Origin of the sequence: Streptomyces sp. G7(2002), assembly GCF_028870195.1 — a bacterium.
Classification (GTDB): Bacteria; Actinomycetota; Actinomycetes; order Streptomycetales; family Streptomycetaceae; genus Streptomyces; species Streptomyces nigrescens.
Genome location: NZ_CP102609.1, coordinates 7,160,170 through 7,184,133 on the forward strand (window position 1 = coordinate 7,160,170; position 23,964 = coordinate 7,184,133).

The 23,964-nt window shown below is 70.3% G+C and carries 25 protein-coding genes; 13 read left to right on the forward strand and 12 right to left on the reverse strand.

What is annotated here, in order from left to right; genetic code table 11:
* The first annotated feature begins 79 nt into the window (after window positions 1-79).
* Window positions 80-628: a ferritin-like domain-containing protein gene (locus tag NUT86_RS30505; RefSeq protein ID WP_274740671.1), complete on the forward strand. Its 549-nt coding sequence runs from the start codon at window positions 80-82 to the stop codon at window positions 626-628.
* Between the two features lie 144 nt (window positions 629-772).
* Here NUT86_RS30505 and NUT86_RS30510 read toward each other — a convergent pair whose 3' ends face one another.
* On the reverse strand, window positions 773-1,099 hold the full coding sequence (locus NUT86_RS30510) for an STAS domain-containing protein (protein WP_272595473.1): 327 nt from the start codon (window positions 1,097-1,099) through the stop codon (window positions 773-775).
* A gap of 336 nt (window positions 1,100-1,435) precedes the next feature.
* Between NUT86_RS30510 and NUT86_RS30515 the strand changes: the two genes are divergently transcribed.
* Together NUT86_RS30515 and NUT86_RS30520 are read left to right on the forward strand one after the other, a co-directional pair.
* Window positions 1,436-2,332, forward strand: coding sequence for a SigB/SigF/SigG family RNA polymerase sigma factor (locus tag NUT86_RS30515; protein ID WP_274738475.1), 897 nt, complete (start codon window positions 1,436-1,438; stop codon window positions 2,330-2,332).
* A 243-nt stretch (window positions 2,333-2,575) separates the two neighbouring features.
* Window positions 2,576-3,778, forward strand: a complete 1,203-nt coding sequence (locus NUT86_RS30520) for an FUSC family protein (RefSeq protein ID WP_274738477.1) — start codon at window positions 2,576-2,578, stop codon at window positions 3,776-3,778.
* Window positions 3,779-3,979: 201 nt separating this feature from the next.
* Here the strand turns inward: NUT86_RS30520 and NUT86_RS30525 are convergent, their stop codons facing one another.
* Together NUT86_RS30525 and NUT86_RS30530 are read right to left on the reverse strand one after the other, a co-directional pair.
* Window positions 3,980-4,153, reverse strand: a complete 174-nt coding sequence (locus NUT86_RS30525; RefSeq protein ID WP_018088794.1) for a CsbD family protein — start codon at window positions 4,151-4,153, stop codon at window positions 3,980-3,982.
* Window positions 4,154-4,456: 303 nt separating this feature from the next.
* The gene (locus tag NUT86_RS30530) at window positions 4,457-4,627 is read right to left on the reverse strand and encodes a hypothetical protein (protein WP_018088795.1); all 171 of its coding nucleotides are present in this window, start codon (window positions 4,625-4,627) and stop codon (window positions 4,457-4,459) included.
* A 331-nt stretch (window positions 4,628-4,958) separates the two neighbouring features.
* Here NUT86_RS30530 and NUT86_RS30535 point away from each other — a divergent pair, with 331 nt between their 5' ends.
* Window positions 4,959-5,819, forward strand: coding sequence for an RNA polymerase sigma factor SigF (locus NUT86_RS30535; protein WP_018088796.1), 861 nt, complete (start codon window positions 4,959-4,961; stop codon window positions 5,817-5,819).
* A gap of 96 nt (window positions 5,820-5,915) precedes the next feature.
* Window positions 5,916-6,143 (forward strand): DUF5133 domain-containing protein, encoded by a 228-nt coding sequence (locus NUT86_RS30540; RefSeq protein WP_159485723.1) that lies wholly within the window; start codon window positions 5,916-5,918, stop codon window positions 6,141-6,143.
* A gap of 33 nt (window positions 6,144-6,176) precedes the next feature.
* Here the strand turns inward: NUT86_RS30540 and NUT86_RS30545 are convergent, their stop codons facing one another.
* From NUT86_RS30545 to NUT86_RS30555, 3 genes are all read right to left on the reverse strand, one after another.
* Window positions 6,177-7,424 (reverse strand): MFS transporter, encoded by a 1,248-nt coding sequence (locus NUT86_RS30545; RefSeq protein ID WP_274740672.1) that lies wholly within the window; start codon window positions 7,422-7,424, stop codon window positions 6,177-6,179.
* A 37-nt stretch (window positions 7,425-7,461) separates the two neighbouring features.
* A complete protein-coding gene (locus NUT86_RS30550) occupies window positions 7,462-8,409 on the reverse strand; it encodes a DMT family transporter (protein WP_274738480.1) in 948 nt (315 codons plus the stop codon).
* A 236-nt stretch (window positions 8,410-8,645) separates the two neighbouring features.
* Window positions 8,646-9,236 carry a helix-turn-helix domain-containing protein gene (locus NUT86_RS30555; RefSeq protein ID WP_093643421.1) on the reverse strand — a complete coding sequence of 197 codons (591 nt, stop codon included), beginning with the start codon at window positions 9,234-9,236 and terminating at the stop codon, window positions 8,646-8,648.
* Between the two features lie 126 nt (window positions 9,237-9,362).
* Between NUT86_RS30555 and NUT86_RS30560 the strand changes: the two genes are divergently transcribed.
* Entirely contained in the window at window positions 9,363-9,869 is a 507-nt protein-coding gene (locus tag NUT86_RS30560; protein ID WP_229838399.1) for a DinB family protein, read from the forward strand.
* A gap of 202 nt (window positions 9,870-10,071) precedes the next feature.
* Window positions 10,072-11,283, forward strand: a complete 1,212-nt coding sequence (locus NUT86_RS30565) for a PP2C family protein-serine/threonine phosphatase (protein ID WP_274738482.1) — start codon at window positions 10,072-10,074, stop codon at window positions 11,281-11,283.
* A 46-nt stretch (window positions 11,284-11,329) separates the two neighbouring features.
* Here the strand turns inward: NUT86_RS30565 and NUT86_RS30570 are convergent, their stop codons facing one another.
* On the reverse strand, window positions 11,330-11,863 hold the full coding sequence (locus NUT86_RS30570; protein ID WP_159485719.1) for a hypothetical protein: 534 nt from the start codon (window positions 11,861-11,863) through the stop codon (window positions 11,330-11,332).
* Window positions 11,864-11,906: 43 nt separating this feature from the next.
* Window positions 11,907-12,935: a hypothetical protein gene (locus NUT86_RS30575; RefSeq protein WP_274738484.1), complete on the reverse strand. Its 1,029-nt coding sequence runs from the start codon at window positions 12,933-12,935 to the stop codon at window positions 11,907-11,909.
* Window positions 12,936-13,204: 269 nt separating this feature from the next.
* Here NUT86_RS30575 and NUT86_RS30580 point away from each other — a divergent pair, with 269 nt between their 5' ends.
* Both NUT86_RS30580 and NUT86_RS30585 read left to right on the forward strand, forming a co-directional pair.
* Window positions 13,205-14,029, forward strand: a complete 825-nt coding sequence (locus NUT86_RS30580) for a PTS sugar transporter subunit IIA (RefSeq protein ID WP_274738485.1) — start codon at window positions 13,205-13,207, stop codon at window positions 14,027-14,029.
* A gap of 62 nt (window positions 14,030-14,091) precedes the next feature.
* A complete protein-coding gene (locus tag NUT86_RS30585; protein WP_274738486.1) occupies window positions 14,092-15,654 on the forward strand; it encodes a PTS ascorbate transporter subunit IIC in 1,563 nt (520 codons plus the stop codon).
* A 173-nt stretch (window positions 15,655-15,827) separates the two neighbouring features.
* Here the strand turns inward: NUT86_RS30585 and NUT86_RS30590 are convergent, their stop codons facing one another.
* Window positions 15,828-16,415, reverse strand: coding sequence for a TetR/AcrR family transcriptional regulator (locus tag NUT86_RS30590; protein WP_093643432.1), 588 nt, complete (start codon window positions 16,413-16,415; stop codon window positions 15,828-15,830).
* A gap of 224 nt (window positions 16,416-16,639) precedes the next feature.
* Between NUT86_RS30590 and NUT86_RS30595 the strand changes: the two genes are divergently transcribed.
* Window positions 16,640-17,788, forward strand: coding sequence for an ABC transporter ATP-binding protein (locus tag NUT86_RS30595; protein WP_274738487.1), 1,149 nt, complete (start codon window positions 16,640-16,642; stop codon window positions 17,786-17,788).
* The gene (locus NUT86_RS30600; protein ID WP_148592236.1) at window positions 17,748-18,605 is read left to right on the forward strand and encodes an ABC transporter permease; all 858 of its coding nucleotides are present in this window, start codon (window positions 17,748-17,750) and stop codon (window positions 18,603-18,605) included. Before NUT86_RS30595 ends, NUT86_RS30600 begins: the two co-directional genes overlap by 41 nt.
* Before the next feature lie 102 nt (window positions 18,606-18,707).
* Here the strand turns inward: NUT86_RS30600 and bla are convergent, their stop codons facing one another.
* Window positions 18,708-19,580 carry a class A beta-lactamase gene (gene bla, locus NUT86_RS30605; RefSeq protein ID WP_274738488.1) on the reverse strand — a complete coding sequence of 291 codons (873 nt, stop codon included), beginning with the start codon at window positions 19,578-19,580 and terminating at the stop codon, window positions 18,708-18,710.
* A gap of 113 nt (window positions 19,581-19,693) precedes the next feature.
* On the opposite strand from bla, the gene NUT86_RS30610 reads away from it, so the two are divergent.
* On the forward strand, window positions 19,694-20,608 hold the full coding sequence (locus tag NUT86_RS30610; RefSeq protein ID WP_266442577.1) for a LysR family transcriptional regulator: 915 nt from the start codon (window positions 19,694-19,696) through the stop codon (window positions 20,606-20,608).
* Window positions 20,605-21,507 (forward strand): serine hydrolase, encoded by a 903-nt coding sequence (locus NUT86_RS30615; protein ID WP_159485707.1) that lies wholly within the window; start codon window positions 20,605-20,607, stop codon window positions 21,505-21,507. Before NUT86_RS30610 ends, NUT86_RS30615 begins: the two co-directional genes overlap by 4 nt.
* A 228-nt stretch (window positions 21,508-21,735) precedes the next feature.
* On the opposite strand, the gene NUT86_RS30620 is transcribed toward NUT86_RS30615, so the two are convergent.
* Both NUT86_RS30620 and NUT86_RS30625 read right to left on the reverse strand, forming a co-directional pair.
* Entirely contained in the window at window positions 21,736-22,452 is a 717-nt protein-coding gene (locus tag NUT86_RS30620) for a DUF6333 family protein (RefSeq protein ID WP_274738489.1), read from the reverse strand.
* 184 nt (window positions 22,453-22,636) lie between these two features.
* Window positions 22,637-23,794: a magnesium and cobalt transport protein CorA gene (locus tag NUT86_RS30625; protein ID WP_274738490.1), complete on the reverse strand. Its 1,158-nt coding sequence runs from the start codon at window positions 23,792-23,794 to the stop codon at window positions 22,637-22,639.
* Between the last annotated feature and the right edge of the window lie 170 nt (window positions 23,795-23,964).

Genomic DNA, 23,964 nt, shown 5'->3' on the forward strand with positions numbered 1-23,964 from the left:
CTGACCGGCGGTGCCGCAGGAGCACAATTTCCGGAGCGAAGCGCTGTCCATCCCAGGAAAACTGAAGGGCAGAAAGACCGTGGCTGACTTTCTCACCGACATCACCACCCTCCGCGACCGCGCCCGCCGCGAGATCGAAAAGGGGCCGGTCACCGAAGCGTACGGAGCCGATCTGGAGCGCGTTCTGCAGGTGCTGAACGAGGCGCTGGCCACGGAAATCGTGTGCACCCTGCGGTACAAGCGGCACTATTACACGGCTTCCGGTCTCTATTCGGAGCCGGTCGCGGCGGAGTTCCTGGAACACGCCGCACAGGAGCAGGAACACGCCGACAAGGTGGCGCAGCGCATCGTTCAGCTCGGCGGGAAGCCCGACTTCAACCCGGAAACCCTGACGCAGCGGGCGCACGCCGGGTACGACGCCAGCGACGACCTCCTGGAGATGATCAAGGAAGACCTGGTGGCCGAACGTGTGGCCATCGCCTCGTACACGGAAATCACGAAGTGGCTGGGTGACGGCGACCCGACCACACGACGCGTATTCGAAGAACTGCTGGCGCAGGAGGAAGAGCACGCGGACGATCTGCGGGGGCTGCTGGAACGCATTCCGCAGGACAAGCAGGCCGATTGACGGGCGTCGCGGGGCGGCCGGCAGCGGTGCCGCGTAATTGGCCTGATCATGGCGATCGGCGGCGGTGCTTCGCGATGCCGGGCGAGGGTGGGCGGCGGCAGGTGCGTCCGCCGCTCCGGGCCCCGGTGAGCAGGGCGGTGGGCCTCAGGACCCCAGCGCGCCCGGCATGTCGTCGGCCAGCGTGAAGTATCCGGCGGTGCCGGTGACATCGAAGAGCCGGCGGACGACCTCGTGGAACGGGCCGGCGACGACGAGCTTGCGCTGCTGCCGGTGATGGGCGCGCTGGGCGGCGAGCAGGACGTGCAGCACCGTGGAGTCGGCGAAGTCGGTGAGCGACAGATCGACGACGGTACGTGGAGCGCCGGAATCCTCCGCCAGCGCGCAGGCCTCTTCCAGTAGAGGGGCGCTGTCGTGATCGAGGGACCCGCTGACGCGGACGACAAAGGCCTCGTCCTCGACAGCGTGGGTCACCACAGCCGGTGTATGAACGTACATGGGCGACAGCATGCCATGCCTTTCGGGCACAGGTTCTAGTGCGGTCTCCGGTTCGGCCAGGCCGAAGACCGTCCCCTGTATGGCCCCGCCGTCAGATGCCGCAGCGCGTCCGGGAACGGACGCGATAGCCCTCGTTGGGAGTGCGCCGCGGCGACGGAAACATTTCTCATGAATCATTCAGGAATTCCGCAGATGGTCCTCACCGGTCCACCGGCTGCGCCACTCAGCGGGGTGATTGTTCCAGCGATGCGCATAAGGACCGTAGTGCCGGGCAACAGGCCTGCTCAACGACCTGAATCCCGGAGGTGGAGCATGAACACGGTTTTCGAGGACGTATGTGACACACCCCTGCAGGCGCCTTATGACGCGCCGTCACCGCGGGCCGGAAGATATTCCACCACGCTTCCGCGCATCGAGGACACCGGGAGTGTGACTCCCCATGACGCCAAGGCGCTGACGCCGCTGTTCTTCGAGCGGCTCGCGGAACTCGAAGAGGGCACCCCCGAGTATCAGTACGCCCGCAATACGCTCATCGAGATGAACTTGTCCCTGGTGCGCTATGTGGCCTCCCGGTACAGGAGTCACAGTGACCAGATGGAGGACATCGTCCAGGTCGGCACCATCGGTCTCATCAAGGCCATCGACCGGTTCGACCTCTCCCGCCGCACGGATTTCGCGGCGTTCGCCATTCCCCATGTCCTCGGGGAGATCAAGCGGTTCTTCCGCGACACCAGCTGGGCCGTCCATGTCCCGCGCCGTCTGCAGGAACTCCGCATCGACCTGGCCCAGGCGATGGAGCATCTGTCCGCCCTCCTTGACCGGGAACCCACCGTCAAAGAGCTGGCCGAGCACCTGCAGCTCACGGAAGAGGAGATCATCGAGGGCATCGTGGCCGGCAACGGCTACACGGCCGTCTCCCTGCACCTCTCCTGCGACGGCGAGTCGACGCAGGGCGCCGGCGGACCCGCCTTCGCCGACCTTCTCGGCGCGACCGACCCCGCCACGGAGCACGTCGAGGACCGGTACGCCCTGGCCTCACTCCTGCAACAGCTCGACGAGCGCGACCGGCTGATCGTGCATCTGCGCTTCGACCGGGAGATGACCCAGGCCCAGATCGGTGCGGTGCTCGGTATCTCCCAGATGCATGTCTCCCGACTGCTCACCCGCATCATCAAGCAGCTGCGCAAGGGCATGCTCGGCCAGCAGTGACCCCGCCGGGACCGCCTTCGGCGCCCGGGCCGCACGGCTCCCGACGGTGCGTCACGAAGGCCGCCCGCAGTGCCGGGCCCGCCCACTCCTGTGCAGCGCGGAGTGCCCTGCACAGGAGGCGCCGCCGCAGCGGAGTCGGCCGGACCACAGCTGTCGTACGGCATGGATGGTTCCGCTGTGGCCGGGTACCGGGCTCCGGAAGATCCGCTGACGCGCGGATGGGGCAGCAGACGAAGGGGCGGTATGGCCGGAGAAGTCAGCGGGCGACGGACACGACCGGCCCGGACGGGGCGGATGGCCCGCGTCCGGCGGTGGTGGGGGAGGGCACTGGGGTCGGAGGGCCATGAGCGCTCCACGGTGCTCCTCATCGCCAAGGGCACCTTGGCGGCGACGATCGCCTGGGTGATCTCCTACCACCTCCTGCACGCACAGTCGCCCGCCTTTGCCCCGTTCTCCGCAGTGCTGATCATGCAAGTGACCGTCTACCAGTCGCTGCTGCAGTCCTCGCGCTACGTGGGCGCAGTGGTGGCGGGCGTCGCGGTGCAGGCCGCCCTGGGCTTTCTCGTCGGGCCCGACGTGCCGGCGTTCGCCCTGGTGGCGCTGGTGGCGCTCACCATCGGCCGGTGGCCGGCGCTCGGCTCGCAGGGCTCCCAGGTGGCCACCGCGGCGTTCTTCGCCTTCTCCACCTATGTCTCCGCCACCTCGACGCTCGACAAGGTCACCCAGCTGGGGCAGATCATCCTGCTGGTCCTCATCGGCTGCGGGATCGGCGTCCTCGTGAACGTCACCGTGCTGCCGCCGCTGCGCTACCGCAGCGCCGAACACGGCATCCGCACCCTGGCCCACGCCCTGTGCGACCTGGTGAGCGACATCTACCCGGCGTTGCGTGAACGGGGACTCGACGAGGAGCGCACCGGGCGGTGGCGGGCGCGGGCCGAACAGACCGGAGAACTGGTCACCCAGGCCAGAACGGGACTGCGGATGGCCCGGGAGAGCCTGCACTACAACCCGCGCCGGCTCTTCCGCCGCGGCCGGGCACACACCTACTTCGAGGGTTATGCCGCGGTGCTGGAGGCGCTGGAGCGCACCCTGCGCCAAGTCGCCGCACTGACCCGCAGCCTGGACAAATGGAGTGCGGACGAAGACCGTTACCGCTACGGCGCCTTTCTGGCGAGCTACGCCGATTTCCTGGAATCCCTCTCCCACATCACCCGCGTCTTCGCTGACCTCGACGAGGACCGGCTCGGCGACCAGACATCCCAGCTGCACCAACTGGCCGACGAGGCACAGAACTACCGCCGACGGCTGGCCGAACAGGCGGAGCGGGACGACCTGCCGCTCACGGACCCCGGCCGCCCCTATGGAGTGCTGGTCATCGAGGCCGCCCGTTTGATGGAGGAGTTCCAGTACACCTGTGACGTTCTCCTGCACCATGTCGAACGGTGAACCGCCGGCCTCGCGAGGCGGTGTCACCGGTGTCCACCACGCGGCTGGACAGGGAGAACGGGGAGAACAGGCCGGACAGGGAGCACAGGCCGAACAGGCCGAACAGGCCGAACAGGGGGAGCAGGGAGAACAGGGAGAAGGGGCCACCGCAGGAGAGCGGTGGCCCCTTTCGTTTTTCGTGCGCCGGCCGCGCCCGATCAGTCAGTTCTTGAAGGCGTCCTTGGCCTTCTCCTTTGCTCCGCGGAGATCCCCCTTGGATTCCTTTGCGGAACCCTCGGCGGTGGCGCTTTCGTTCCCGACGGCTCGTCCCACTTCCTTCTTGACCTTGCCGATGGCCTGCTCGGCGAGGGCCTTGGCCTTTTCGCTGGCACTCATGGTCCGGTCCTTCCGTTGGCGGCATTGTTCGCGTGCCCCCGCATGGCGCTGTCAAACGGTGGAGGGGATATCGGGGAGCGGAAATGAGGGGGAGGATGTGAGGCAGTGGATATGGGGGGAGTGCATATGACCCGGAGCGCACACTGCGATGGAGGTGAGTCCCCTGCGGGAGCAGTGCACGCCCCGGGCCGTACTTTCCGTGTTTCCAGGGGCGTGGTGATGATGCCTCAGCGGACGCAAAAACCGGGGTGGGTCGGACAACGCGGCGTTGTCCGACCCACCCCGGATATGCGGGCTGTGGCGCTACCAGCGGTACCACCGGCCGCGCTTGCCGCCGGCTCCCGCGGAACGCAGGACAAATCCCAGCAGCCAGATGACGAGTACGGCCACCGCCACATACCAGAGCGCCTTCAGGGCGAATCCGGCGCCGAAAAGCAGCAGTGCGAGCAGAAGAACGACAATCAGGGGGACCATGGTTATCAACCTCCGGAACATCGTGTGCCCGGGCATGGGGCTCACACACAACGTTTCTTCGGAGGGAAACCGGGCACATTCGTGCGGCCGACGCGCCTTACCCCGAAATGCAATCACCGTGCCGGCGCTTGGGGCGTAGACGCCCGCGTGTGGGGCGTACGGGCTCCTCCGGCCGGTGCGGGCCTCACAGCTCCTGCGGTCGTACGGCCTCACAACTGCCGCCGATCAGGCCGCTGTTGATTTCGCCTCCACCCCGAAGGCATGGCCCGGATGGATCGGGGTAGGCGGGCCGCTGCAGCGTCCGCAGGTGCCGGGCGCGCGGGAAGGCGAGATGACCACCATCGTGAGCGAGACCACGACCGAGCAGCGACAGACCCACACGGCCTCTGCACTGCCGGAGGTGACGCAACCGCAGAAGGTGGCTCCTCGCGACGCGAGGGAGTTGTCGAAGCAGTTCTTCGAACGGCTCCAGGTTCTCGAAGAGGGCACGCACGAGTACCAGTACGCGCGGAACACCCTCATCGAGATGAATATGTCGATGGTGCGCTATGTCGCCCGCCGCTACCGCAATCGCGGCGACGACATGGAAGACGTCATCCAGGTGGGCACCATCGGTCTGATCAAGGCCATCGACCGGTTCGACCTCGCGCGTGAGGTGGAGTTCTCCACCTTTGCCGTCCCCTACATCCTGGGCGAGATCAAGCGGTTCTTCCGTGACACCGGCTGGGCCGTCCATGTGCCCCGCCGCCTTCAGGAGCTGCGCAGCGACCTGGCCAAGGCCAAGGAGCACCTCGCCGCCAAGCTCGACCGCGACCCCACCGTCCGCGAACTGGCCGCCCACCTCGATCTGTCGGAGGACGACGTCATCGAGGGCATTGTCGCCGCCAACGGCTACACCGCCGGTTCGCTCGACACGCCTGCCGACCCCGACCCGTCGGAGCAGCGCCGCACCCTCGTCGACGTCCTGGGGGAGAACGACCCGGCGCTGGAGGCCGTCGAGGACTTCCAGGTGCTCGCCCCGCTGCTCGGCACGCTCGACGACCGGGAACGGCGCCTCATCGAGCTGCGCTTCGGCCAGGAGATGACCCAGTCGCAGATCGGCGAGGAGCTGGGTGTGTCCCAGATGCATGTCTCCCGGCTGCTCACCCGCACCCTGTCGAAGCTTCGTGCCGGAATGCTCACGGAACGCTGAGACCGCCTGCGCGGTATGCGGGAATGCGGGGCCCGGGCATCCGGGGACGACAAACGCCATTTCGTCACGCCATTTCGTGCGGGAAGGAACCGGAAGATGCCGATGGCCCACCCTGCGGTGCTGCGGGAACTCGTCCAGGAATACGAGACGTTGGAGTTGCTGCACGCGCGGCAGGGCAAGGCCGAGGTGCGCCGGAGGATGGATGACATCGCCTCCACCCTGTGCGTTTCCACCGGCACCCGCGATGTGGACGCGGCACTGATGGCGGCCCGCCACAGGATGCCCGGCGCCGGGGTGGCGGGCGACTCCCTCGTCGCGGGCTGACCGGCCGACGGGCCCGCCGGCCGCCGCTGCCTTTCAGCACGGCGCCCGCCGTCGGCCGCGCCGGCCCACCCGGCCGCGCCCGACCACCCGGCCGAGCAGCGCCGCCAGAGCGGCCAGCGCGGCGATCGTGGTCAGCGCCCCCGGCAGCCCGTACGCCTCGGCGAGGAAACCGATCGACGGCGGGCCGAGCAGGATGCCGGAGTACCCCAGGGTCGACGCCACCGCGACGCCATGGGGGCCGGCGAGGGCGCCGGCGCCGCCGACCGCGACCGGGAAGACATTGGCCAGGCCCAGTCCGGTCAGCGCGTAGCCCAGGTACACCAGCCACAGCTGCGGGGCCAGCGCTCCCACCAGCATCCCCACCGCCGCGAGGAGACCGCCGGCCACCAGGACGGGGGTGTCGCCCAGCCGCTCCAGGAGCCAGGTGCCCGACATCCGGGAGACCGTCATCAGCAGCGCGAACACCGCGTATCCGGCCGCCGCCGCACCCGGCCCCGTGCGCAGGTCCGCGGAGAGATGCAGCGAGCCCCAGTCGGCCAGTGCGCCCTCGCCGTACGCCGTGCACAGGGTGATCAGCCCGTAGACCGTGACGAACAGCCGGGTACGGCCCACCGCCGCCCGGCCGCACCCCGGCACCGCGTCCGTCCCGTCGCGGCGCGGAACCTGGCCGGTGGCCGGCGGCCCGGGCGTCCGCAGCAGCACCCGGCCCGCGTAGGCGGTGACCACGAGCCCGGTCGCCGTCAGCAGCAACAGGTGGCACAGCGGGCTCAGTCGCGGGGCGAGGAGCCCGCCGAGTCCAGCACCCACCAGTCCGCCCGCACTGAACGCCGCGTGGAACGAGGGGAGGATCGGGCGCCGGACCGCCTCGGCCAGATCCACGGCCGCCGCGTTGAAGGCGACATTGAGGCCCCCGTACGCGGCTCCGAACAGCAGCAGGACGAGACCGAGATGAAGGGCCGAATGCGTCAGCGGGGGCAGGGCGACCGACAGCGACAGCAGGGCCGCCGTCACCACCGTCACCGGATGGTTGCCGTAGCGGCGGCACAGCTTGCCGGTCAGCAGCATCGTGGCGACCGATCCCACCGACACCCCCAGCAGGGCCAGTCCGAGTGCTCCGGCCGAGGCGTGGATCTGTTCCTTGATGGCGGGGATGCGCACCACCCACCCCGCGAACACAAAGCCGTCGAGGGCGAAGAACAGGCTGATCGCCCGGCGCAGGCGCGCCACCTGCGGGGGAGCGGTGGCCGGAGCGCGCCGGCCGGTGTCCGTCAACTGGTTCATGGAGTCCATCAACTGGTCCATAGGGGCCTCGGGTAGTTCAGTGTCGGACACGGTGGGCGAGCAGGGTGCCGGCCGTGGCGAGCACCAGCCCGCCGAGGGTGAGCGGGCCGATCCGCTGTCCGAGCACCAGCGCGCCGAGCCCCGCCGTGCTCATCGGGACCAGCTGGAACAGGCTGCTGACCTGGCTCGTCCCATGGCGCTGGAGGAGGCGGTAGAGCAGACCGACGCCGACGACGGAGTTGACCAGCGCACTCCACAGCAGCACCGGCCAGTACGCGGCGGTGAACTGCACGTCCCAGCCCTCGGCGAGGAGCGCGGGCACCAGCACCACCAGCGAGGCGGCCAGCAGTTGTACGGCATTGCCGCTCACCGGCTCCATCTGCCCGCAGAACCGCTTCTGGTAGACGGTGCCGGCGGAGATGCCCAGCAGCCCCAGCGTGAGAAAACCCAGTCCCGGCAGCGAGTCGAGGGACAGCCGGATCCCCTCGGCGACCGCGAGGGCCACCCCGCCGAGCCCGACGACGAGGCCCAGCAACTGGCCCGCCGAGACCCGCTCGTGGAGCAGCGGTACCGCCAGCAGCGAAGCGGTCAGCGGGTAGAGCCCGATGATCAGGGCCGCCAGCCCGGACGGCACTCCGAGGTCCATCCCCGCGTAGATGCTGGAGAACTGCACGGCCTGGACGAGCACTCCGGCGATGGCCAGGTGCAGCAGCCGGCGCCCCCGGGGCAGCCGCTGACGGCGGAGCCCGGCGACGGCCAGCAGCGCCAGCCCGGCGACGGCGAAGCGTAACGCCGCGAAGGTGTAGGGCGCCGCGTACCGCAGACCGAGCGTGCCGGAGAGGAACCCCGAACTCCAGACGACCACGAGGGCCACCCGGGCGGGCAGTTCGGCAAGGCGCCCCGCGGGCCGTGCGGCGGTGTCCGGCACACCGCTCCGGGCTGCGGACCGCTCGCCGCTCCCGAGCGGCGGACTGGGACTGATCACTGCTGACACTCCCTCTCTTCGTGTTCAATAAAATGCACGCTAGAGCAAAATATCGTTCACGGCGACAGTTTTGTGCCCTCGGGGGCGCAGCGATGGTCACGACGCCCGCCCGGGAACGGGAGCGGGAACGGGAACGGGGGTGAGAACGGGAACGGGAGCCGGAGCCCGCACGGCAAGAAGCCCCACGGGCCGTCGTCCGCAGGGCAGTTGGGGAGGGAGTGAGCGAGCGGGAAGGCTCAGTAGAGGCTGGAGAACAGTACGGCGACCATCTGGGCCGGCTCATCGGTGTCATTGCGGAAGGTGTGCGGATGACCGGCCGACCACTGGATGCAGTCGCCGGCGCGCAGCTCGTGGTCCCGGCCGTTGTACCGGGCCACCAGGGTGCCCCGGGTCGCCATGATGAGGTCGGAGCCCTCGTGCTGGAGGTCCTCGGTGAGGCCGCTGTGCGGTGCGAAGTCCCCGGTCACCACCTGATATCCGAGCTCCGGGGAGCGCAGCACCCGGTAGACGACACCCGGCGCCCGGTTCAGGGTCTCCTGCTTCTCCCGGGGGAAGACCGAGGGGGTGGCCCGGCCCCGGGAGAACCCCAGGAACGAGCCGACATCGTGGTCGAACACCTTGGCCAGACGCCCGAGCCGCTCCAGCGCGATATCGGTCTCGCCCCGCTCCAGACCGGCCAGGAAGGACACGGACAGCCCGCACTCCGCCGCCACTTGGCGAAGCGACATCCCCCGCTGCGTACGGAGCCGGTGCAGCACCTCGCCGGGCGGCGGGAATCCGAGTTCCGGATCCCGTGCGGGAGGGGTGGAGGGGGCCGGGTCTGCCATGCCCGCATCCTAATGCCGCAGGCCGGGGCGCCCGGCAAGGTCCTGCCGCCCGTCCCCAAGTGCCGTTGCCGGAGCACCGTGCGGAATTCAGGTGTGGCGCACCGGGCGGCAGGCTACGGTGCCTCGGTGACCACCACTCCCGCGCGCCGCGATGTAGGTCCTCCCGGCGTCGACTCCGATGAGAAGTCCACGTTGCTGGCGTTCCTGAACTATCTGCGGGACGCGGTGACGGCGAAGGCGCGGGGCTTGGCGGACGAGCAGGGACGCGCTGCGGCGGTGCCCTCCGGCACCAGCATTCTCGGCCTGGTCAAGCATGTGACCGCGGCGGAGGTCTACTGGTTCGCCTGGGCCTTCGAGGGCGCCGGCAGCGCGCCGCCGGACTTGAGCATGGAGCTCGCCGAGGGGGACAGTGCGGAGAGTCTGCTCGCTGCCTACCGTGTGGCGATCGAGCGGTCCAACGAGATCATCGAGCGCTGCGACGATGTGAACCGCCCGTGTGCGCGGGCCGCCGGGAAAGCCGCGGCGCTGCGGTCGATGCGGTGGGTCCTGGTGCACATGATCGAGGAGACCGCCCGGCACGCGGGCCATGCCGACATCCTCCGGGAGCAGGCCGACGGCTCGGTCGGCAGATGACCGTTCCCGTCCCTCGGGCCGGCCGGGCTCCGCGGCCCAGGCGGTCGACGAGGTCCGTTCGAAGGATTGAGGGACGGACCCCATGACTTGGGCCGCCGGTGGTCTGAGGGGCGGGACATGCCGCTGACGGCGTAATGACCGGGTTGGTCTGTTTGGCCGCGTCAGGCTGTGATTCTTGATCACGGTCGCGTCAGGAGCCCGTGTGGACAGATCGGGTGAGTGGATCCTCGAGCGGATCGGCCGTGACCGCGGGCCGGACCGCGGCCGCGCGGCCGGCAGGCTGGCGGAGGTCGTCGACAGCAGGGGCTTCGAGGTGGCCCGTCCGCCCGCGTGGATGCGCTGGCTGCCGGTCGCCTACGTGGTGTTCGTCCTGCTGCTCGAAACGGTCACCCCCACGCCGTGGGCGGTGAGCTTTCTGCTCATCGCCCTGCCGGTGATCGCCGCCTATACCCTCGGCCCGGTCGCGGTCGCGGCGGCCACGGTCTTCGCGGTCGTGCTGGAGGGTGTGGTGGCCGGCACTCCGTGCTGCACCGGCCACAACATCCATATGCTGTGGGAGAACCACCATGTCGCCGCGTATGTCGCCACCGGCCTGGTCGGTGCGCTCGGGGTGGCGCTGGCCGCCCACCGGCGGCGCCAGGAGCGGGACCTGGTGCGTGCCCACTCGGTCGCCGAGGCCCTGATGCGGACCCTGCTGCGGCCGGTGCCGCACCGGGTCGGCCACCTCCTCGCGGCCGGTCTGTACCGGTCCGGCGAGGTCGGCACCATGGTGGGCGGTGACCTCTACGACCTCCGCGCCACCCCGTCCGGTGAGCGCGCCATCATCGGCGACGTCCGCGGCAAGGGACTCCAGGCCGTCCGCACGGTCGCCGATATCCTCGGCAGCTTCCGCGAGGCGGTCCACGACGAGGGCGATCTGCCGGCCGTGGCCACCCGGATGGAACGGCGACTGGCCCGCGAGGCCGAAGACCTCCTCGACGACGAGCTGTTCGTCACCGCCGCCCTGATCGAGTACGACGCCGCCGCCCACCGAGTGACGATCATCAACCATGGGCACATCGAGCCGGTCCTGATCTCCGGCGGCGAGGTGACGCCGCTCATCGGGCCGCCCGCACTGCCCCTCGGCCTGGGGGCGCTGGCCGACGAGGAGCCCGTCGCCTACACCCATCCCTTCGCCCACGGCGATGTCCTTCTCCTGTGCACCGACGGCCTGATCGAGGCCCGCGACCAGACCGGGGCCTTCTACCCGCTCCTCGACCGCCTCCGCCACCGCTTCGGCGGCCGGACCGCCCCCGGCCCCGGCCCCGCCGACGTCATCGACTTCCTCAACACGGATCTACCGCGCCACACCCGCGTCTTCCACGACGACGTCGCGCTCCTCGCCCTCGCACCGGACGACGGAAGTGAGGTATAGCGGGCCTCCGTAGGTGAGCCCAGGGCCGCCACCGCGGTGGCCGGCCTCAGTCCTGCTGATGGGCGTCCTGCGCCGCGTCCACGAAGTCCTCCAGGGCTTTCCAGAAGGGGCGGTAGGCGGCGTCGAAGGCGTCGTGACCCCCGGGGTCGCCGGTCAGGTCGGCCCTGATGGCGGCGTAGAAGGGGCGGGTGGCCTTCTGGAGGGTGAGGGCCGCGGCGGCGGCCGCGGGCGGGCCCTCCAGTTCGACGACCCGTGCGCAGCGGCGGATCTTCGCGTACTCGGCGACCTCCCGGTCCTGCAGTTCGCCGAGTGTGGAGGTACGGGCCTCGGAGCGGGGGAGCCGGAGCACGGTGGAGATCTCCCAGAACAACTCGCCCATCCGGTGGGTCTGTTCGATCAGATCCAGATAGGCGGTGCGGCGGCTCTCCCGCAGTCGCTCGGCACGCTGCGAGCGCGCGGCGATCTCGGCCTGGATCCTGGCGGCCCGGGTGCTGCCGCGGCTGGTGACCCAGCTGGCGAGCACCGCCGTGCCGCCGGTCACCGCCGCGATTGCCAGAGTCCATACCGTGCTGTCGCCCACGCGGCGCCACAATACCGAGCCGCCGCGGCGCACCGGCCCGCCGCTACGACGGGAACTCGCCCGGCGGCACCGTGCTCGTGGAGGCATTGCCGCCGAACACCTTGTTCAGGGTGAAGGTCAGCACCGTGTACTGCGTCCCGCCGGCCACCCGCACCGTCCGGAAGTTCGCCCTGTCGTCGAACTTCTCGAAGCTGCATCCGCGGGTGAAGGAGCTCTTCCGGCCGTTCCAGTCCTCGCCGGTGGTGAAGTACACCGTGTACGAGCCGCTGTTGACGCTGCGTACGGTCGCCTTGGCGCCCTTGCGGACGTACACGGAGAACGCCGTACGGGTGCCGCGGGTCAGGGTCACCACCGCATCGGAGCTGGTGCCGTTGTTGATGGTCAGCCGGCCCAGACCGCCCCTGCTGCCGTCGCGCACGAACGTGCCGTTCGCCGGCCGCCGGTGCCGGGCCCGCTCCGTACGCGGCAGCCGCAGCGAGGCGTCATAGCCGAGGGCCTTGAGCGCGCGGCCGGCCGCCTTGACGCTCTGCGGGCCGTGGGCCGTGTCGAGTTCGACGCGGGGCGAGGTGGCGCAGCGGCCGCCGTTGCCGCGGGCGCTGCGCAGATCCTGCCCCAAGGCGCGCAGTGCGGTGGCGAGTTGACTGTTGCCCGCGAGGGCGTCGTCCGGTGCGGCGGCCGTCTGCAGGGCATCGGCGGCGGCCTCGGCCCGGGTCGCGGCGGTGTCCAGCGCCTTGTTCAGCGATGTGCCCTCGCGCGCCCCGTCGACCGTGCGCAGCGCGCTGTCGAGGGGGCCGAGGGCACCGGTCAGCGCGCGGCGGTAGGCGTCGGGGTCGGCGCTCGGCGTAGGGCTGGGGGACGGTGCCGCACCGGCCGCCGAACTGCCGGCGCCGCCCGCCGGCTCATGGCTTCCCCCGTCCGACGAACAGGCCGCCAGCGGCAGCGCCAGAGCGAGGGCCGCCGCACCGAACGCGGTGGCCCTGCCCGCCCGGCGCGGCCGCCGGAACCGTGGCGTCAGGCGTGCGGCGGCCGCGGTGCGGGACCCGTCGGACGCGGATGTCCTGCCCGTATCCACCGGTGTCCGGTCCGTATCCGCCGGTGCCCGGTCCGTTGTGCGCGCAGATGTGTACCTCACCATGAGTCCCCCGAATCCCCCGGTGTCCCCCGACATCCCCCGACATCCGGCAACTGCCGAAAGAACCAGGCTTCTCCGCCCACAAGGAGCTGTCAAGGCCGTTGTGCGGCACGGCAGTTGAACGCGGGCCGCGGCCGTGCGGAGATCTCCCGGAATTCCTTCTTCCGCACCGGTGCGCCGGTCACCTGCGCCTCTGTAGAGTCCCCGCCATGGCAGCGCTGAGTGATCTTCTCCCCGTGGCGGCCGTACGCCTCGACGTCCGGGCGGCGGACTGGCGGGAGGCGATACGTGCGGCGGGCGGACTGCTGACGGAGACGGGCGCCACCACCGGCGCCTACACCGCGGAGATGATCCGCAACGTCGAGGAGAACGGGCCGTACATCGTCATCGCGCCCGGCTTCGCCTTCGCTCACGCCCGCCCCTCACCCGCCGTGCACCGGACCGGACTGTCATGGGTCCGCCTGGAACAGCCGGTGGAATTCGGCCATGCGTCGAATGACCCGGTGTATTTGGTGGTGGGTCTGGCCGCCGAGGACTCCGGGGCGCATACGGCGGCGATGGCGGCCCTCGCGAAGCTTCTGGCCGACCCGGCGGCGGCTCGGGCCCTCCAGGAGGCCGCCGATCCGGAGGCGCTGCGTGCGGTGCTCGCGGAGGAGACGGGGAAGAGCGGGGAGACGGGGGCGGCGGAGACGAGTGAGACAGGGGTGGCGGGGGAGCGCGGTGCGCGCCCGCCTGGCGGGGCGGCCGCCGTCCACAAGATCCTTACGGTGTGCGGCAACGGCGTGGGTACCAGCCTGTTCCTCAAGAACACCCTGGAGCAGGTGCTCGACCGCTGGGGCTGGGCCCGCCATGTGACGGTGGAGGCGACCGACACCATCTCGGCCAAGGGCAAGGCCTCCGAGGCCGTCGCGATCCTCACCTCCCGGGAGATCGGCAGGACGCTGGGCGAGGTCGGCGTACCGGTCACGGTCGTCGAGGACTTCACCAGCGGCCGCGAGGTCGACCGCGCACTCCGCGCCACCTACGACGTCTGAGCGGCGGCGCCCGGCCCCGACACACGACGCCCCATCGACGAGCCGGGAGGACGGACGGCACCATGGACTGGCTCATATCCCTCGCCACGTTTCTCGTGAACGAGATCCTCAGCCAACCCGCGTATCTGATCGGCCTGATCACGGCGGCCGGTCTGATCGCGCTGAGGAAGACCGCGGGCCAGGTGGTCGGCGGTGCCCTCAAGGCGACGCTGGGCTTTCTGCTGATCGGCGCCGGCGCGGGACTGGTGGTCAGCTCCCTCGCCCCGTTGGGCGGCATGATCCAGGGCGCGACCGGCGCACAGGGCGTGATCCCCACCAACGAGGCGATCGTCGGTATCGCCCAGGCGCAGTTCGGCGCCCGGGTCGCCTGGCTGATGATCCTCGGCTTCGCGGTCGCCCTGGTGCTGGCCCGTTTCACCCCGCTGCGCTATGTCTTCCTGACGGGGCATCACATGCTCTTCATGGCCACCCTGCTGACCATGGTCCTGGCGACCTCCGGCCGGTCCTCGGTGAGCGTGGTGGTCGTCGGCGGACTACTGCTGGGCATCCTGCTGGTGGCGATGCCCGCCTTCGCCCACCCCTGGACCAAGCGCATCACCGGCAACAACAGCATCGCCATCGGGCACTTCGGCACCGCCGGCTACATCCTCTCGGGCGCCGCCGGACAGCTCGTCGGCAGGCGCAGCCGCAGCACCGAGGACATGAAACTGCCCGAGGGCCTGCGCTTTCTGCGGGACTCGATGGTCGCCACGGCACTGTCCATGGTGCTGATCTACGTCATCATGTCGCTGGTCTATCTGGCCAAGGCCGGCCGGGCGACGGCATTCAAGGCGTTCGCGGCCGAGGGCGGCAGCGCTGCCACGGACCTCGGCAATTACGTCATGCAGTCCGTCATGCAGGGCCTGCAGTTCGGGATCGCGGTCGCGGTGATCCTCTTCGGTGTCCGGACGATCCTGGGCGAACTGGTCCCGGCGTTCCAGGGCATCGCCGGCAAGCTCGTACCGGGCGCGGTGCCGTCCCTCGACGCCCCGATCGTCTTCCCGTACGCGCAGAACGCCGTGCTCATCGGCTTCCTCGCCAGCTTCCTCGGCGGCCTGGTCAGCCTCGCGCTGCTCACCTGGATCGGCCATCCGGCGTTCGGCCTCGCGCTCGTCCTGCCGGGGCTCGTACCGCACTTCTTCACGGGCGGTGCGGCCGGTGTCTACGGCAATGCCACCGGCGGCCGGCGCGGTGCGGTCGTCGGCGCCTTCCTGAACGGCGTGCTGATCACCTTCCTGCCCGCGCTGCTGCTCAAGGTGCTCGGCGCGTTCGGCAAGGAGAACACCACCTTCGGCGACGCCGACTTCGGCTGGTTCGGGACCTTGCTCGGCAACGCCGCCAAGGCGGGCGCCACCGGGGGCACCATCGCGATGCCGGCGATCGGTGCCGTACTGCTCGGCGCCGCGATCCTCTTCCAGAAGCGCGTCGTGGACACCGGCTGGGACCCGGGCGCCCGCCGTGACGCCCTGCTGCCGCGCCAGGCACCCGCGCCGGCCGGCCCGGCCACGGCGGTGGTCCGGACCCACGCGAAGATCGCGCCACCACCGGGGGCGCCGACTCCGCCGCCCCCTCCGGAGGGGAGCTGAACGCCTCGCGCGCGCCGGGCTGCTCACCCGTCCCGTCCCGGTACGTGGCTCGGCAGGCCACGCGCACCGGGACGGGCAGCCACCCCGGGCCCAGGCCCCGAACCCCACGGGCCCTGAACCCCACGGGTCCTGAATCCCACGGGTCCCGAAGCCCACGCCCTCCGGGCGGCCGCTCACCCCTCCCGGGACACCGCCCGGAGCGCCTGCTCCACCGCCGCCGTCAGATAGGCCCGGTCGGCGGCCTTCTCCATCACTCGCAGCCCCTGGGTGAACGTGACTAGGAAGCGGGCCGCGCTCCGTACATCCGTACCGGGCGCCAGCTCCCCGTTCGTGCGGGCCCGCAGTAGCAGGGCGAAGAAGGCCTCCTCCAGCGACCCGAGCGCGGCACGCAGCCGGGCGGCGGCCTCCGGGTCACCGGGGAGGAGTTCCAGCACACCGTGGGTGACCATGCACCCGGCGCCCTCGGGATCCGCGAGCGCGGCCTCCACGTACGAGAGCAGGAAGGCCCGCAGGGCGGGCAGCGCCGGTCCGGTGCCCGCCAGATCGTCCCGCGCCCTGGCGGCCTCGGCCGCGCTGTAGCGCTCCAGGGCCTTGAGGTAGAGGTCGTGCTTGGAGCCGTAGGCCGCGTACATGCTGGAGCGGTTGATGCCCAGGGCCGCCACGAGATCCTGTACCGACGTGCCCTCGTACCCCTGGCGGCGGAAAGTCTCCATCGCCACTCCGAGGGCGGCGTGCGGGTCGAACTCCTTGGGCCGGGCCATGGGCCGCGATGCTACCGGCTTCCCGGACGGCCGCTTCCGTCGGTGGAGGGCGGCGAAGCGGCGTGACCGGCGGGCCCTCCCGGGTGGGCCGTTCGATACCCGCCCCGCGCGCGTCCCGGGGCCCGTTCCCGCCTCGGACCTAAAATCGGGAGATGCCCGCAGGGGAGTTCCCGACCCGCTCGCCGAGGAACGGGCCGGTGTCCAGCGGCTGATCCGGAGGGCACATGACCACCGACGACGAGGGAGGGCGGGGGCGGCTGACCGGCCCCGCGGGGCCGGACGAGGAGCCGCACACCCCGGCCGCCCCCGCTCCCGACGGCCCCGGCCCGAACGCGTCCGTTCCCGACGCGCCCGGCCCGAACGTGCCCGTTCCCGACGCCGTGACCTGCCGCGCCCTGCGCTACGCCTTCGGCGAGACCAAGGCCGTGGACGGAGTCGACCTCTCCGTCCGCACCGGAGAGGTCTTCGGCCTGCTCGGCCCGAACGGCGCGGGCAAGACCACCGCGATCCGCTGCATCACCACCCTCCTGCCCGTCCCCGCGGGCATGGTGCGGGTCTTCGGGCACGACGCGGCGAAGGAGCGGATGGCGGTGCGCCGGCTGCTCGGGTACGTCCCGCAGCAGCTGTCCGCGGACGCCGGGCTGACCGGCCGGGAGAACGTCGCGCTGTTCGCCCGGGTCTTCGACGTCTCCCGCCGTGAGCGCGCCGCACGCGTCACCCAGGCGCTGGCGGCGGTCGGCCTCACCGACGCGGCCGGCCGGCTCGCCAAGACGTACTCCGGCGGCATGATCCGCCGCCTCGAACTCGCCCAGGCCCTGGTCAGCGCGCCCCGGCTGCTGATGCTCGACGAGCCGACGATCGGCCTGGACCCGATCGCCCGTACCAGCGTCTGGGAACACATCAACGCCGTACGGGCCGCCACCGGCATGACCGTCCTGGTGACCACGCACTACATGGACGAGGCCGACCAGTACTGCGACCGTCTCGCCCTGATGCACCAGGGCCGGATCCGCGCCCTCGGCACCCCCGACGAGCTGCGGTCCGCCCTGCGCGCCCGCCGCCGCGCCACCCGCACACCGGCCGCCGCTCACCCGGCACCCCTCACCCCGGGCACCCCCACCCCGGCCGCTGCCCCGGACACTTCCGCCACGACGGCCCCGGTCTCGGCTCCGGACACTTCCGCCACGACGGCCCCGGCCTCGGCGCCGCCCACCACCCCCTCCTCTCCGCCATCGGCCCCATCGCGCCCGTCCGACACCGAACCGACCCTGGAGGACGTCTTCCGGGACGTCGCCGGCAGCGGCCTCGACGAGCAGTCAGGAGACTTCCGCGATGTCCGAAGCACCCGCCGCACCGCAAACCGGGTCGGCTGACACCGCCAACGGCCGGCTGGACCTGCTGCTGGTCCCGCCGCGCGCCCGCACCGGCTGGCGGGTGCTGACCGCCCGTGTCGTCGCCATGTGCGTGGTCGAACTGCAAAAGCTGCGCCACGACCGCACCGAGCTGTACACCCGCGCCGTCCAGCCCGCCCTGTGGCTCCTGGTGTTCGGCGAGACCTTCACCCGCCTCAACGCCATCCCGACCGGCGGCACCCCGTACATCGACTATCTGGCGCCCGGCATCATCGCCCAGTCCGCCATGTTCATCGCGATCTTCTACGGCATCATGATCATCTGGGAGCGGGACGCCGGCATCCTGACCAAACTGCTGGTCACCCCGACCCCGCGGTCGGCCCTGATCGCCGGCAAGGCCTTCGCCGCCGGAGTGAAGGCGCTCATCCAGGCCGTGGTGGTGATCGTCATCGCCGCACTGCTCGGCGTGGCCATGACCTGGAACCCCCTCCGGCTGCTCGCCGTTGCCGTCGCCGTGGTCCTCGGCTCGGCCTTCTTCTCCTGTCTGTCCATGACGATCGCCGGGATCGTGCTCACCCGGGACCGGCTGATGGGCATCGGCCAGGCCATCACCATGCCGCTCTTCTTCGCCTCCAACGCCCTCTACCCGGTGGCGATCATGCCCGGCTGGCTCCAGACGGTCAGCATGCTGAACCCCCTGAGCTACCAGGTCGACGCACTCCGAGGCCTCCTCCTCGGCACCCACGCCCACCTGGCCCTCGACTACACCGTCCTGGTGGCCGCCGCCGCCCTCGGCATCGCCGCCGCCTCGTCCCTCCTGGGGCGCCTGGCCCGGTGACGTGGTCGTGGCTTCCGGGCGGCAGGCTTGCACGCATACGTCCGTACGCACGCCGCGCTTCGCAGGAGCGGGCAGGCCGGCGGATCCGACGGTGGCGGGTGCTCAACGGAGGGCGGCGAGGCCTGTCTTCGTGGCGTCCTTGATCAGAGCGTCATCGGAAGCCGCGTCCTTGGAGCCGCGGTCGGACAGGACGGCGACGACGATCGGGGAACCGCCGGCCGGCCAGACGATCGCGATGTCGTTGCGGGTGCCGTAGCCGCCGTTGCCCGTCTTGTCGCCGACCTTCCATCCGGAGGGGACTCCCGCCCTGATGTAGGGGCCGCCGGTCGTGTTCCCGCGGAGCACATGCGTGAGCAGTTGCCGGCGGCCTTCGGGCAGCACGTCTCCGAGGACGAACCGGCGCAGATCGGTGCCGAGTGCGCGTGGAGTGCTGGTGTCCCGGGGGTCGCCGGGCTTCGCTTCGTTCAGCGCCGGTTCGGTCCGGTCGGTCCGAGTGGTCCTGTCTCCCATGCCGCGGAGCGCCTTTTGCAGCCCGGCCGGTCCACCGAGCCGGTCCAGGAGCAGGTTGGCGGCCGTGTTGTCGCTGTACTGCACTGCGGCCTTGATCAGATCGCGCAGCGTCATTCCCTCGCCCACGTGCCGCTTGGTGATCGGTGCGTAGTCCTCGAGGTCCGAGGCGCGGTAGCGGATGACACGGTTGAGCTCGTCGTCCGTACTGCGCTTGAGCAGGACGGCGGCGGCGAGCGCCTTGAATGTCGAGGCGTGCGCGAACCGCTCGCCCGCGCGGTACGTCACCGTGCGGCCCGTCCCGGTGTCCAGCATGTAGACGCCGAGGCGGGAGTGGTACCGGCGCTCTACCTGGGCAAGGGCCTTGGCGGCGCGGTCCCGCGAGGCGTCCGGGTCGGCCGGTGTCGAGGCGGTGGACGATGAGGGCCGGGCCGGACCGGTGTCGCCGCTCCCGGCGCATCCGCTCACCAGGCCCGATGCGAGTACGAGAGCGACCGCAGGTATGGCTGTCCTGTAAGAGATCACGTCCAACAGCCTTCCGGCAGCAGTTCATGCGGTCAAAGACTCAAATGATGCTTCACATGCTGTTTTGGCATACGGTGCTCGGTGTGGATCTGGTGGCTGCGTGTCGGGTGTTCGTGCAAGTGGGCGAGCGTGGCAGCTTCACGCTCGGCGCCGAGGCCGCCCGGGTGCCGCAGTCCGTGGCGAGTCGACGGGTTGCCGCGCTGGAGGAGCATTTCGGGGAGCGGCTGTTCGACCGCTCGACGCGGCGGGCCGCGCTCACCCCGTTCGGACGCGACATGCTTCCGTCCGCGAAGCGGCTCGTGCAGTTGGCGGAAGCGCTGGAGTACCACGCCGAGCAGGCGAAGCTCCGGCCGCTCGGTCTCGCGGTGCCCGAGACATGCTCGGTACGGCACTTGGCGATGCTGGACGCGGCCGCTCGCGACAAGGACACCGTCCTGGACTTCCGTTCCGCCGGCCCGGCGGAACGTGCGGAACTTCTCCGGTCCCGTGAAGTCCGGGCCGCCCTCCTGGCGGTGCCGCCGGCAGACGCCGACTGGACGGTGCCGCTCGGCGTCGCTTCCCCGACGGACCACGGCACGGCGCCGCTCCACCTCGAAAGCCTGCGGCCCGGCAGGGCACAACGATCGTTCCGGCGCATCTGGATCCAGCCGGAAGACGATGTTCCGCACATCCGGGACCGTGTGGAGCAGACCGGCCATCGCGTCGCGCTCGTGCCCGCACAGATCGCGGTGGCCGCATCGCTGACCGCCGCCGTGGCCGCGACGATGCGCGCCGACGACTTTCTCCTGTGCTCGGCGGCGCAGGCGGATGAGCTGGGGCTGGGGTGGCGTCGGCTGGCGGGAACCCCCGTTGCCCGTGGCTACAGCGTGTCAGCGGTGACCGGTGACGACGCGGAGCGGGTGCGGGCCGGCTTCCGGGAGCAGGTGGCCCGCGCCTTGGGAACGCCCACGGACGGCAAGGAGCGTGCATGAACGCCGAGCGAGTGACACAGGAACTCCGCGGTGTTCTCGCCGGAGCGGGCCTGTCGGGTTCCTTCCTGGTGCGTGATCTGTTCACCGGTGAGGAGATCGGCATCGACCCTGATGTCGAGTTCCCGGTCGCGTCGCTGGTGAAGGTGCCGCTCGCCGTCGCCGTGCTGGACCGCATCCACGACGGGCGCCTCGACGGGGCCGCGGTGATCGACGTCGAGCCGGGACGCATCGCGTCCCCGGGGCCGGTGGGGCTCAGCAGATTCCGCCACCCCGCACGCATCGCGATCGACGACCTGCTCTACCTCAGTACGGCGCTCAGCGACAGCGTCGCCGCGGACGCACTGTTCGCCCTGGTCCCGCCCGCCGAGGTGAACCAGACCCTCCGCGACGCCGGCATCAGCGGCATCGCGGTGCGAAACCCTCTGCGTGACCTTGTCGAAACCCCGGCCGAGCAATTCGACCCGGGCGATGTGCACCTCGCCCACTCCCTCGCGATCGGCTCACGCACGGCAGGACGAGGCCACCCGATCCCACAGCTCGATGTGAGCCGAGCCAACTCGGGTTCCGCCCGTGCTTTCGTCGACCTCCTGGAAGCCCTGTGGGTCCCGGTACGGCTCCCGTCCGGCGTTGCCGCACCTCTGCGCTCCCTCATGGCCCACAACGTGATGCGGCACCGTCTCGCGCCCGACTTCAGCTCGGACGCCTCGAAGTGGTCATCGAAGACCGGCACCCTGCTGAACCTCCGGCACGAGGCGGGCGTCGTCGAGCACGACGACGGCGGCACCTTCGCCATCGCCGCACTGACCGAATCCAAGGTCCCGGCGGCAACCCAGCCGGCCGCCGAAGCACTCATGTCCCAGGTCGCGCGGACACTGCACGACCATCTGCGCGCCCAGTAGATGGCCGTTTCACCATCTGCGCACGGGTGTGGCCTGGTGCGATGTCCCCAGCCAGGTGGCGGCGGGGCCGTCTGCGCAGATCGGGCCACGAGTGGTTGGGCGCCGGAGAGGCGCGCCCGCCGCCCGGACGCCATAGCCCCAACTACACGCAGATAAAGCCGAGTTGATGGAGTGCCGACATTGCAAATCCTCGGTCCCTCCAGACAGTGGCCGCCGCTTCCTTGCGCCTTAGATGAAGTACAGGCCCTCCATCGAGCAGACGGACAGATCGCTGTGTTGTACTCGGAAGGCGGTGGTCTGCATCTCCTCCCATCCCCAGGGGTCGGAGTGCCCCAGTGCCAGGCCGGCCAGGGAGGCCCATTCGATCTCGTGGAGGGGCTGGTCCATGTCGATGTCGGCGGCGGCGAGCATCCAACTGCTCAGGCCGAGTGAGGCGATGACGGCGTGGGGGTCGCCCAGGACGACGAACGGTTCGTCGCCGGGCCAGCCGGAGGCGTGGAACATGGCGCCGTCGGGGAGCATCACGACGGTTTCGGTGTGCTCCATTCCGCCGTAGTAGGTGACGTGGCCCACGATCCGCGCTGCGGGGAAGCGCTCCCGCATCCGTTCGGCTTCGGCCAACAGCGGGTTTCCGTTGCCGTCGTCGGCGAAGACAGGGGTGGAGATGGCCCGCATGCCGCCCCACACGGCGGAATGAACGATGTCCAGATCGGAACGCACCGACGAGGGCAGCGGCGTCTGCACGGAGCGCGGCCCGAGGTCCTCCAGGACCTCCTCGATGCCGCCGAACGACGCGACGAACAGGTGGGCCTGATCGGGGTCGTTGGCCGGGAGGCTGCGGGCGTCGACGTTGAACGGCGGCTGAGCCACGGTGAGATGGCACAGGCCCATCGAGCCGCGAACTATCCGGTCCGGGGCAGAAGTCCAGTACTTGGTATCGGGCATGCGGGCCACCGTAACGGCCGGCGGTGACAACCCTCCTCGGGACTGCACGCATCAGTCGGGTGAGGATGCGGGGCGCGCGTTCCCTTCTCCTCTCCCCAGATTCTCTCCAACGGTTCGAGCGGTGTCCGTGAGAGCCTGGCTCGCGTCGCCGAGCCCGATGCGTGGGTGCTTGAACGTCGATTACTCAGAGCCAGTCCCGCCGCTTGAAGACGACATACAAACTGGTGCAGACAAGCGCCATCAGGACGATCGCAAAGGGGTATCCGAACACCCAGTGCAGCTCCGGCATGTGGTCGAAGTTCATGCCGTAGATCGTCCCGACCAGCGTCGGGGCGAACAGAATGGCCGCCCAGGAGGAGATCTTCTTGATCTCCTCGTTCTGTTCGAAGCCGGCCTCGGCCAGGGCGCGCATCTCGGCGTTCTGCTGTTGGTTCACCAAGGTCGCGTTGACGGTGAGGATGTCCTGCAGAGCCTGCCGGAAGCTGTCGACGCGCTCCGTGGTGTGGAGCACGTGATCGGCGACGTCGCGCAGATAGCGGCGCAATTCCTCGTCGATGGCGTATTTCTCGAAGCCCGCGGTGAGGCCTTCCAGCATGGCGTTCAGCGGGCGGGTGGCGCGCTGGAACTCGACGACCTCGCGGGAGAGTTCATAGATACGGCGGGAGACCCGGGGGTCGCCGCCGAAGACCTCGGTCTCGATTTCGTCGATATCGGTCTGGACACCGTCGACGACCGGGGCGTAGCCGTCGACAACCGCGTCGAGGATCGCGTAGAGGACGGCTTCGGGGCCGCGCTTGAGGAGTTCGGGGGTGTCCTCCATGCGCTGGCGTACGGCCGAGAGGTCAGGGGCGCCGCCGTGCCGCACGGTGATCACGAAGTCGCGGCCGACGAAGACGTGCAGCTCGCCGAAGTCGACCGCCTCCGCGTCGTCGAGGTAGCGCGCGGCGCGCAGTACGACGAAGAGCGTGCCGCCGTAGCGCTCCAGCTTGGGCCGCTGGTGGGCCTCCAGGGCGTCTTCGATGGCGAGCGGGTGGAGGTCGAACTCCGAGGCCAGGGTGACCAGTTCGGCGCGGGTGGGGCGGTGCAGACCGATCCAGGCGAGAGTGCCGGAGGTGGCCCGCTGCTGCCGGAAGGCGTCGGCGAGCGTGTCATGGGTGCTGACGCGGCGTCCGTCGCGGTAGAGGGCGGCGCTGATGACGCTGCTGGGGTTTTCGGCCGTCGTTTCCGTCGTATCCGAGTCGTCCGTGTTCTCGGCGGGCGGGGGGCCGGCGGGCCGCTTCTTCGCGGGTTTGCGCAGGCCACGCAGTCCACGCGGCCGACGACCGGGAGGCTCAGAGCTCACGGCAGACCGGACCTCCGTCACAAGGGGGATGAACAGGCACACAGAATCTCGACGCAGGATATCTGCCGAGGATGTCAGCACAGGTCAGCGGCCATGGTGCAGGATGGAACCGGACGTGACGCGGCGTGTGTCGCGTCCGCCGGGCTTTGTATGTTTATCTCTAGAATTGT

Excerpts from the sequence above, each read along its gene's own strand:
- NUT86_RS30515 (WP_274738475.1), top strand. The coding sequence starts at position 1,436 with ATGAACACGGTTTTCGAGGACGTATGTGACACACCCCTGCAGGCGCCT.
- NUT86_RS30520 (WP_274738477.1), top strand. The coding sequence starts at position 2,576 with ATGGCCGGAGAAGTCAGCGGGCGACGGACACGACCGGCCCGGACGGGG.
- NUT86_RS30525 (WP_018088794.1), bottom strand. The coding sequence starts at position 4,153 with ATGAGTGCCAGCGAAAAGGCCAAGGCCCTCGCCGAGCAGGCCATCGGC.
- NUT86_RS30530 (WP_018088795.1), bottom strand. The coding sequence starts at position 4,627 with ATGGTCCCCCTGATTGTCGTTCTTCTGCTCGCACTGCTGCTTTTCGGC.
- NUT86_RS30535 (WP_018088796.1), top strand. The coding sequence starts at position 4,959 with ATGACCACCATCGTGAGCGAGACCACGACCGAGCAGCGACAGACCCAC.
- NUT86_RS30540 (WP_159485723.1), top strand. The coding sequence starts at position 5,916 with ATGCCGATGGCCCACCCTGCGGTGCTGCGGGAACTCGTCCAGGAATAC.
- NUT86_RS30545 (WP_274740672.1), bottom strand. The coding sequence starts at position 7,424 with ATGAACCAGTTGACGGACACCGGCCGGCGCGCTCCGGCCACCGCTCCC.
- NUT86_RS30555 (WP_093643421.1), bottom strand. The coding sequence starts at position 9,236 with ATGGCAGACCCGGCCCCCTCCACCCCTCCCGCACGGGATCCGGAACTC.
- NUT86_RS30580 (WP_274738485.1), top strand. The coding sequence starts at position 13,205 with ATGGCAGCGCTGAGTGATCTTCTCCCCGTGGCGGCCGTACGCCTCGAC.
- NUT86_RS30585 (WP_274738486.1), top strand. The coding sequence starts at position 14,092 with ATGGACTGGCTCATATCCCTCGCCACGTTTCTCGTGAACGAGATCCTC.
- NUT86_RS30590 (WP_093643432.1), bottom strand. The coding sequence starts at position 16,415 with ATGGCCCGGCCCAAGGAGTTCGACCCGCACGCCGCCCTCGGAGTGGCG.
- NUT86_RS30595 (WP_274738487.1), top strand. The coding sequence starts at position 16,640 with ATGACCACCGACGACGAGGGAGGGCGGGGGCGGCTGACCGGCCCCGCG.
- NUT86_RS30600 (WP_148592236.1), top strand. The coding sequence starts at position 17,748 with ATGTCCGAAGCACCCGCCGCACCGCAAACCGGGTCGGCTGACACCGCC.
- NUT86_RS30610 (WP_266442577.1), top strand. The coding sequence starts at position 19,694 with ATGCTGTTTTGGCATACGGTGCTCGGTGTGGATCTGGTGGCTGCGTGT.
- NUT86_RS30615 (WP_159485707.1), top strand. The coding sequence starts at position 20,605 with ATGAACGCCGAGCGAGTGACACAGGAACTCCGCGGTGTTCTCGCCGGA.
- NUT86_RS30620 (WP_274738489.1), bottom strand. The coding sequence starts at position 22,452 with ATGCCCGATACCAAGTACTGGACTTCTGCCCCGGACCGGATAGTTCGC.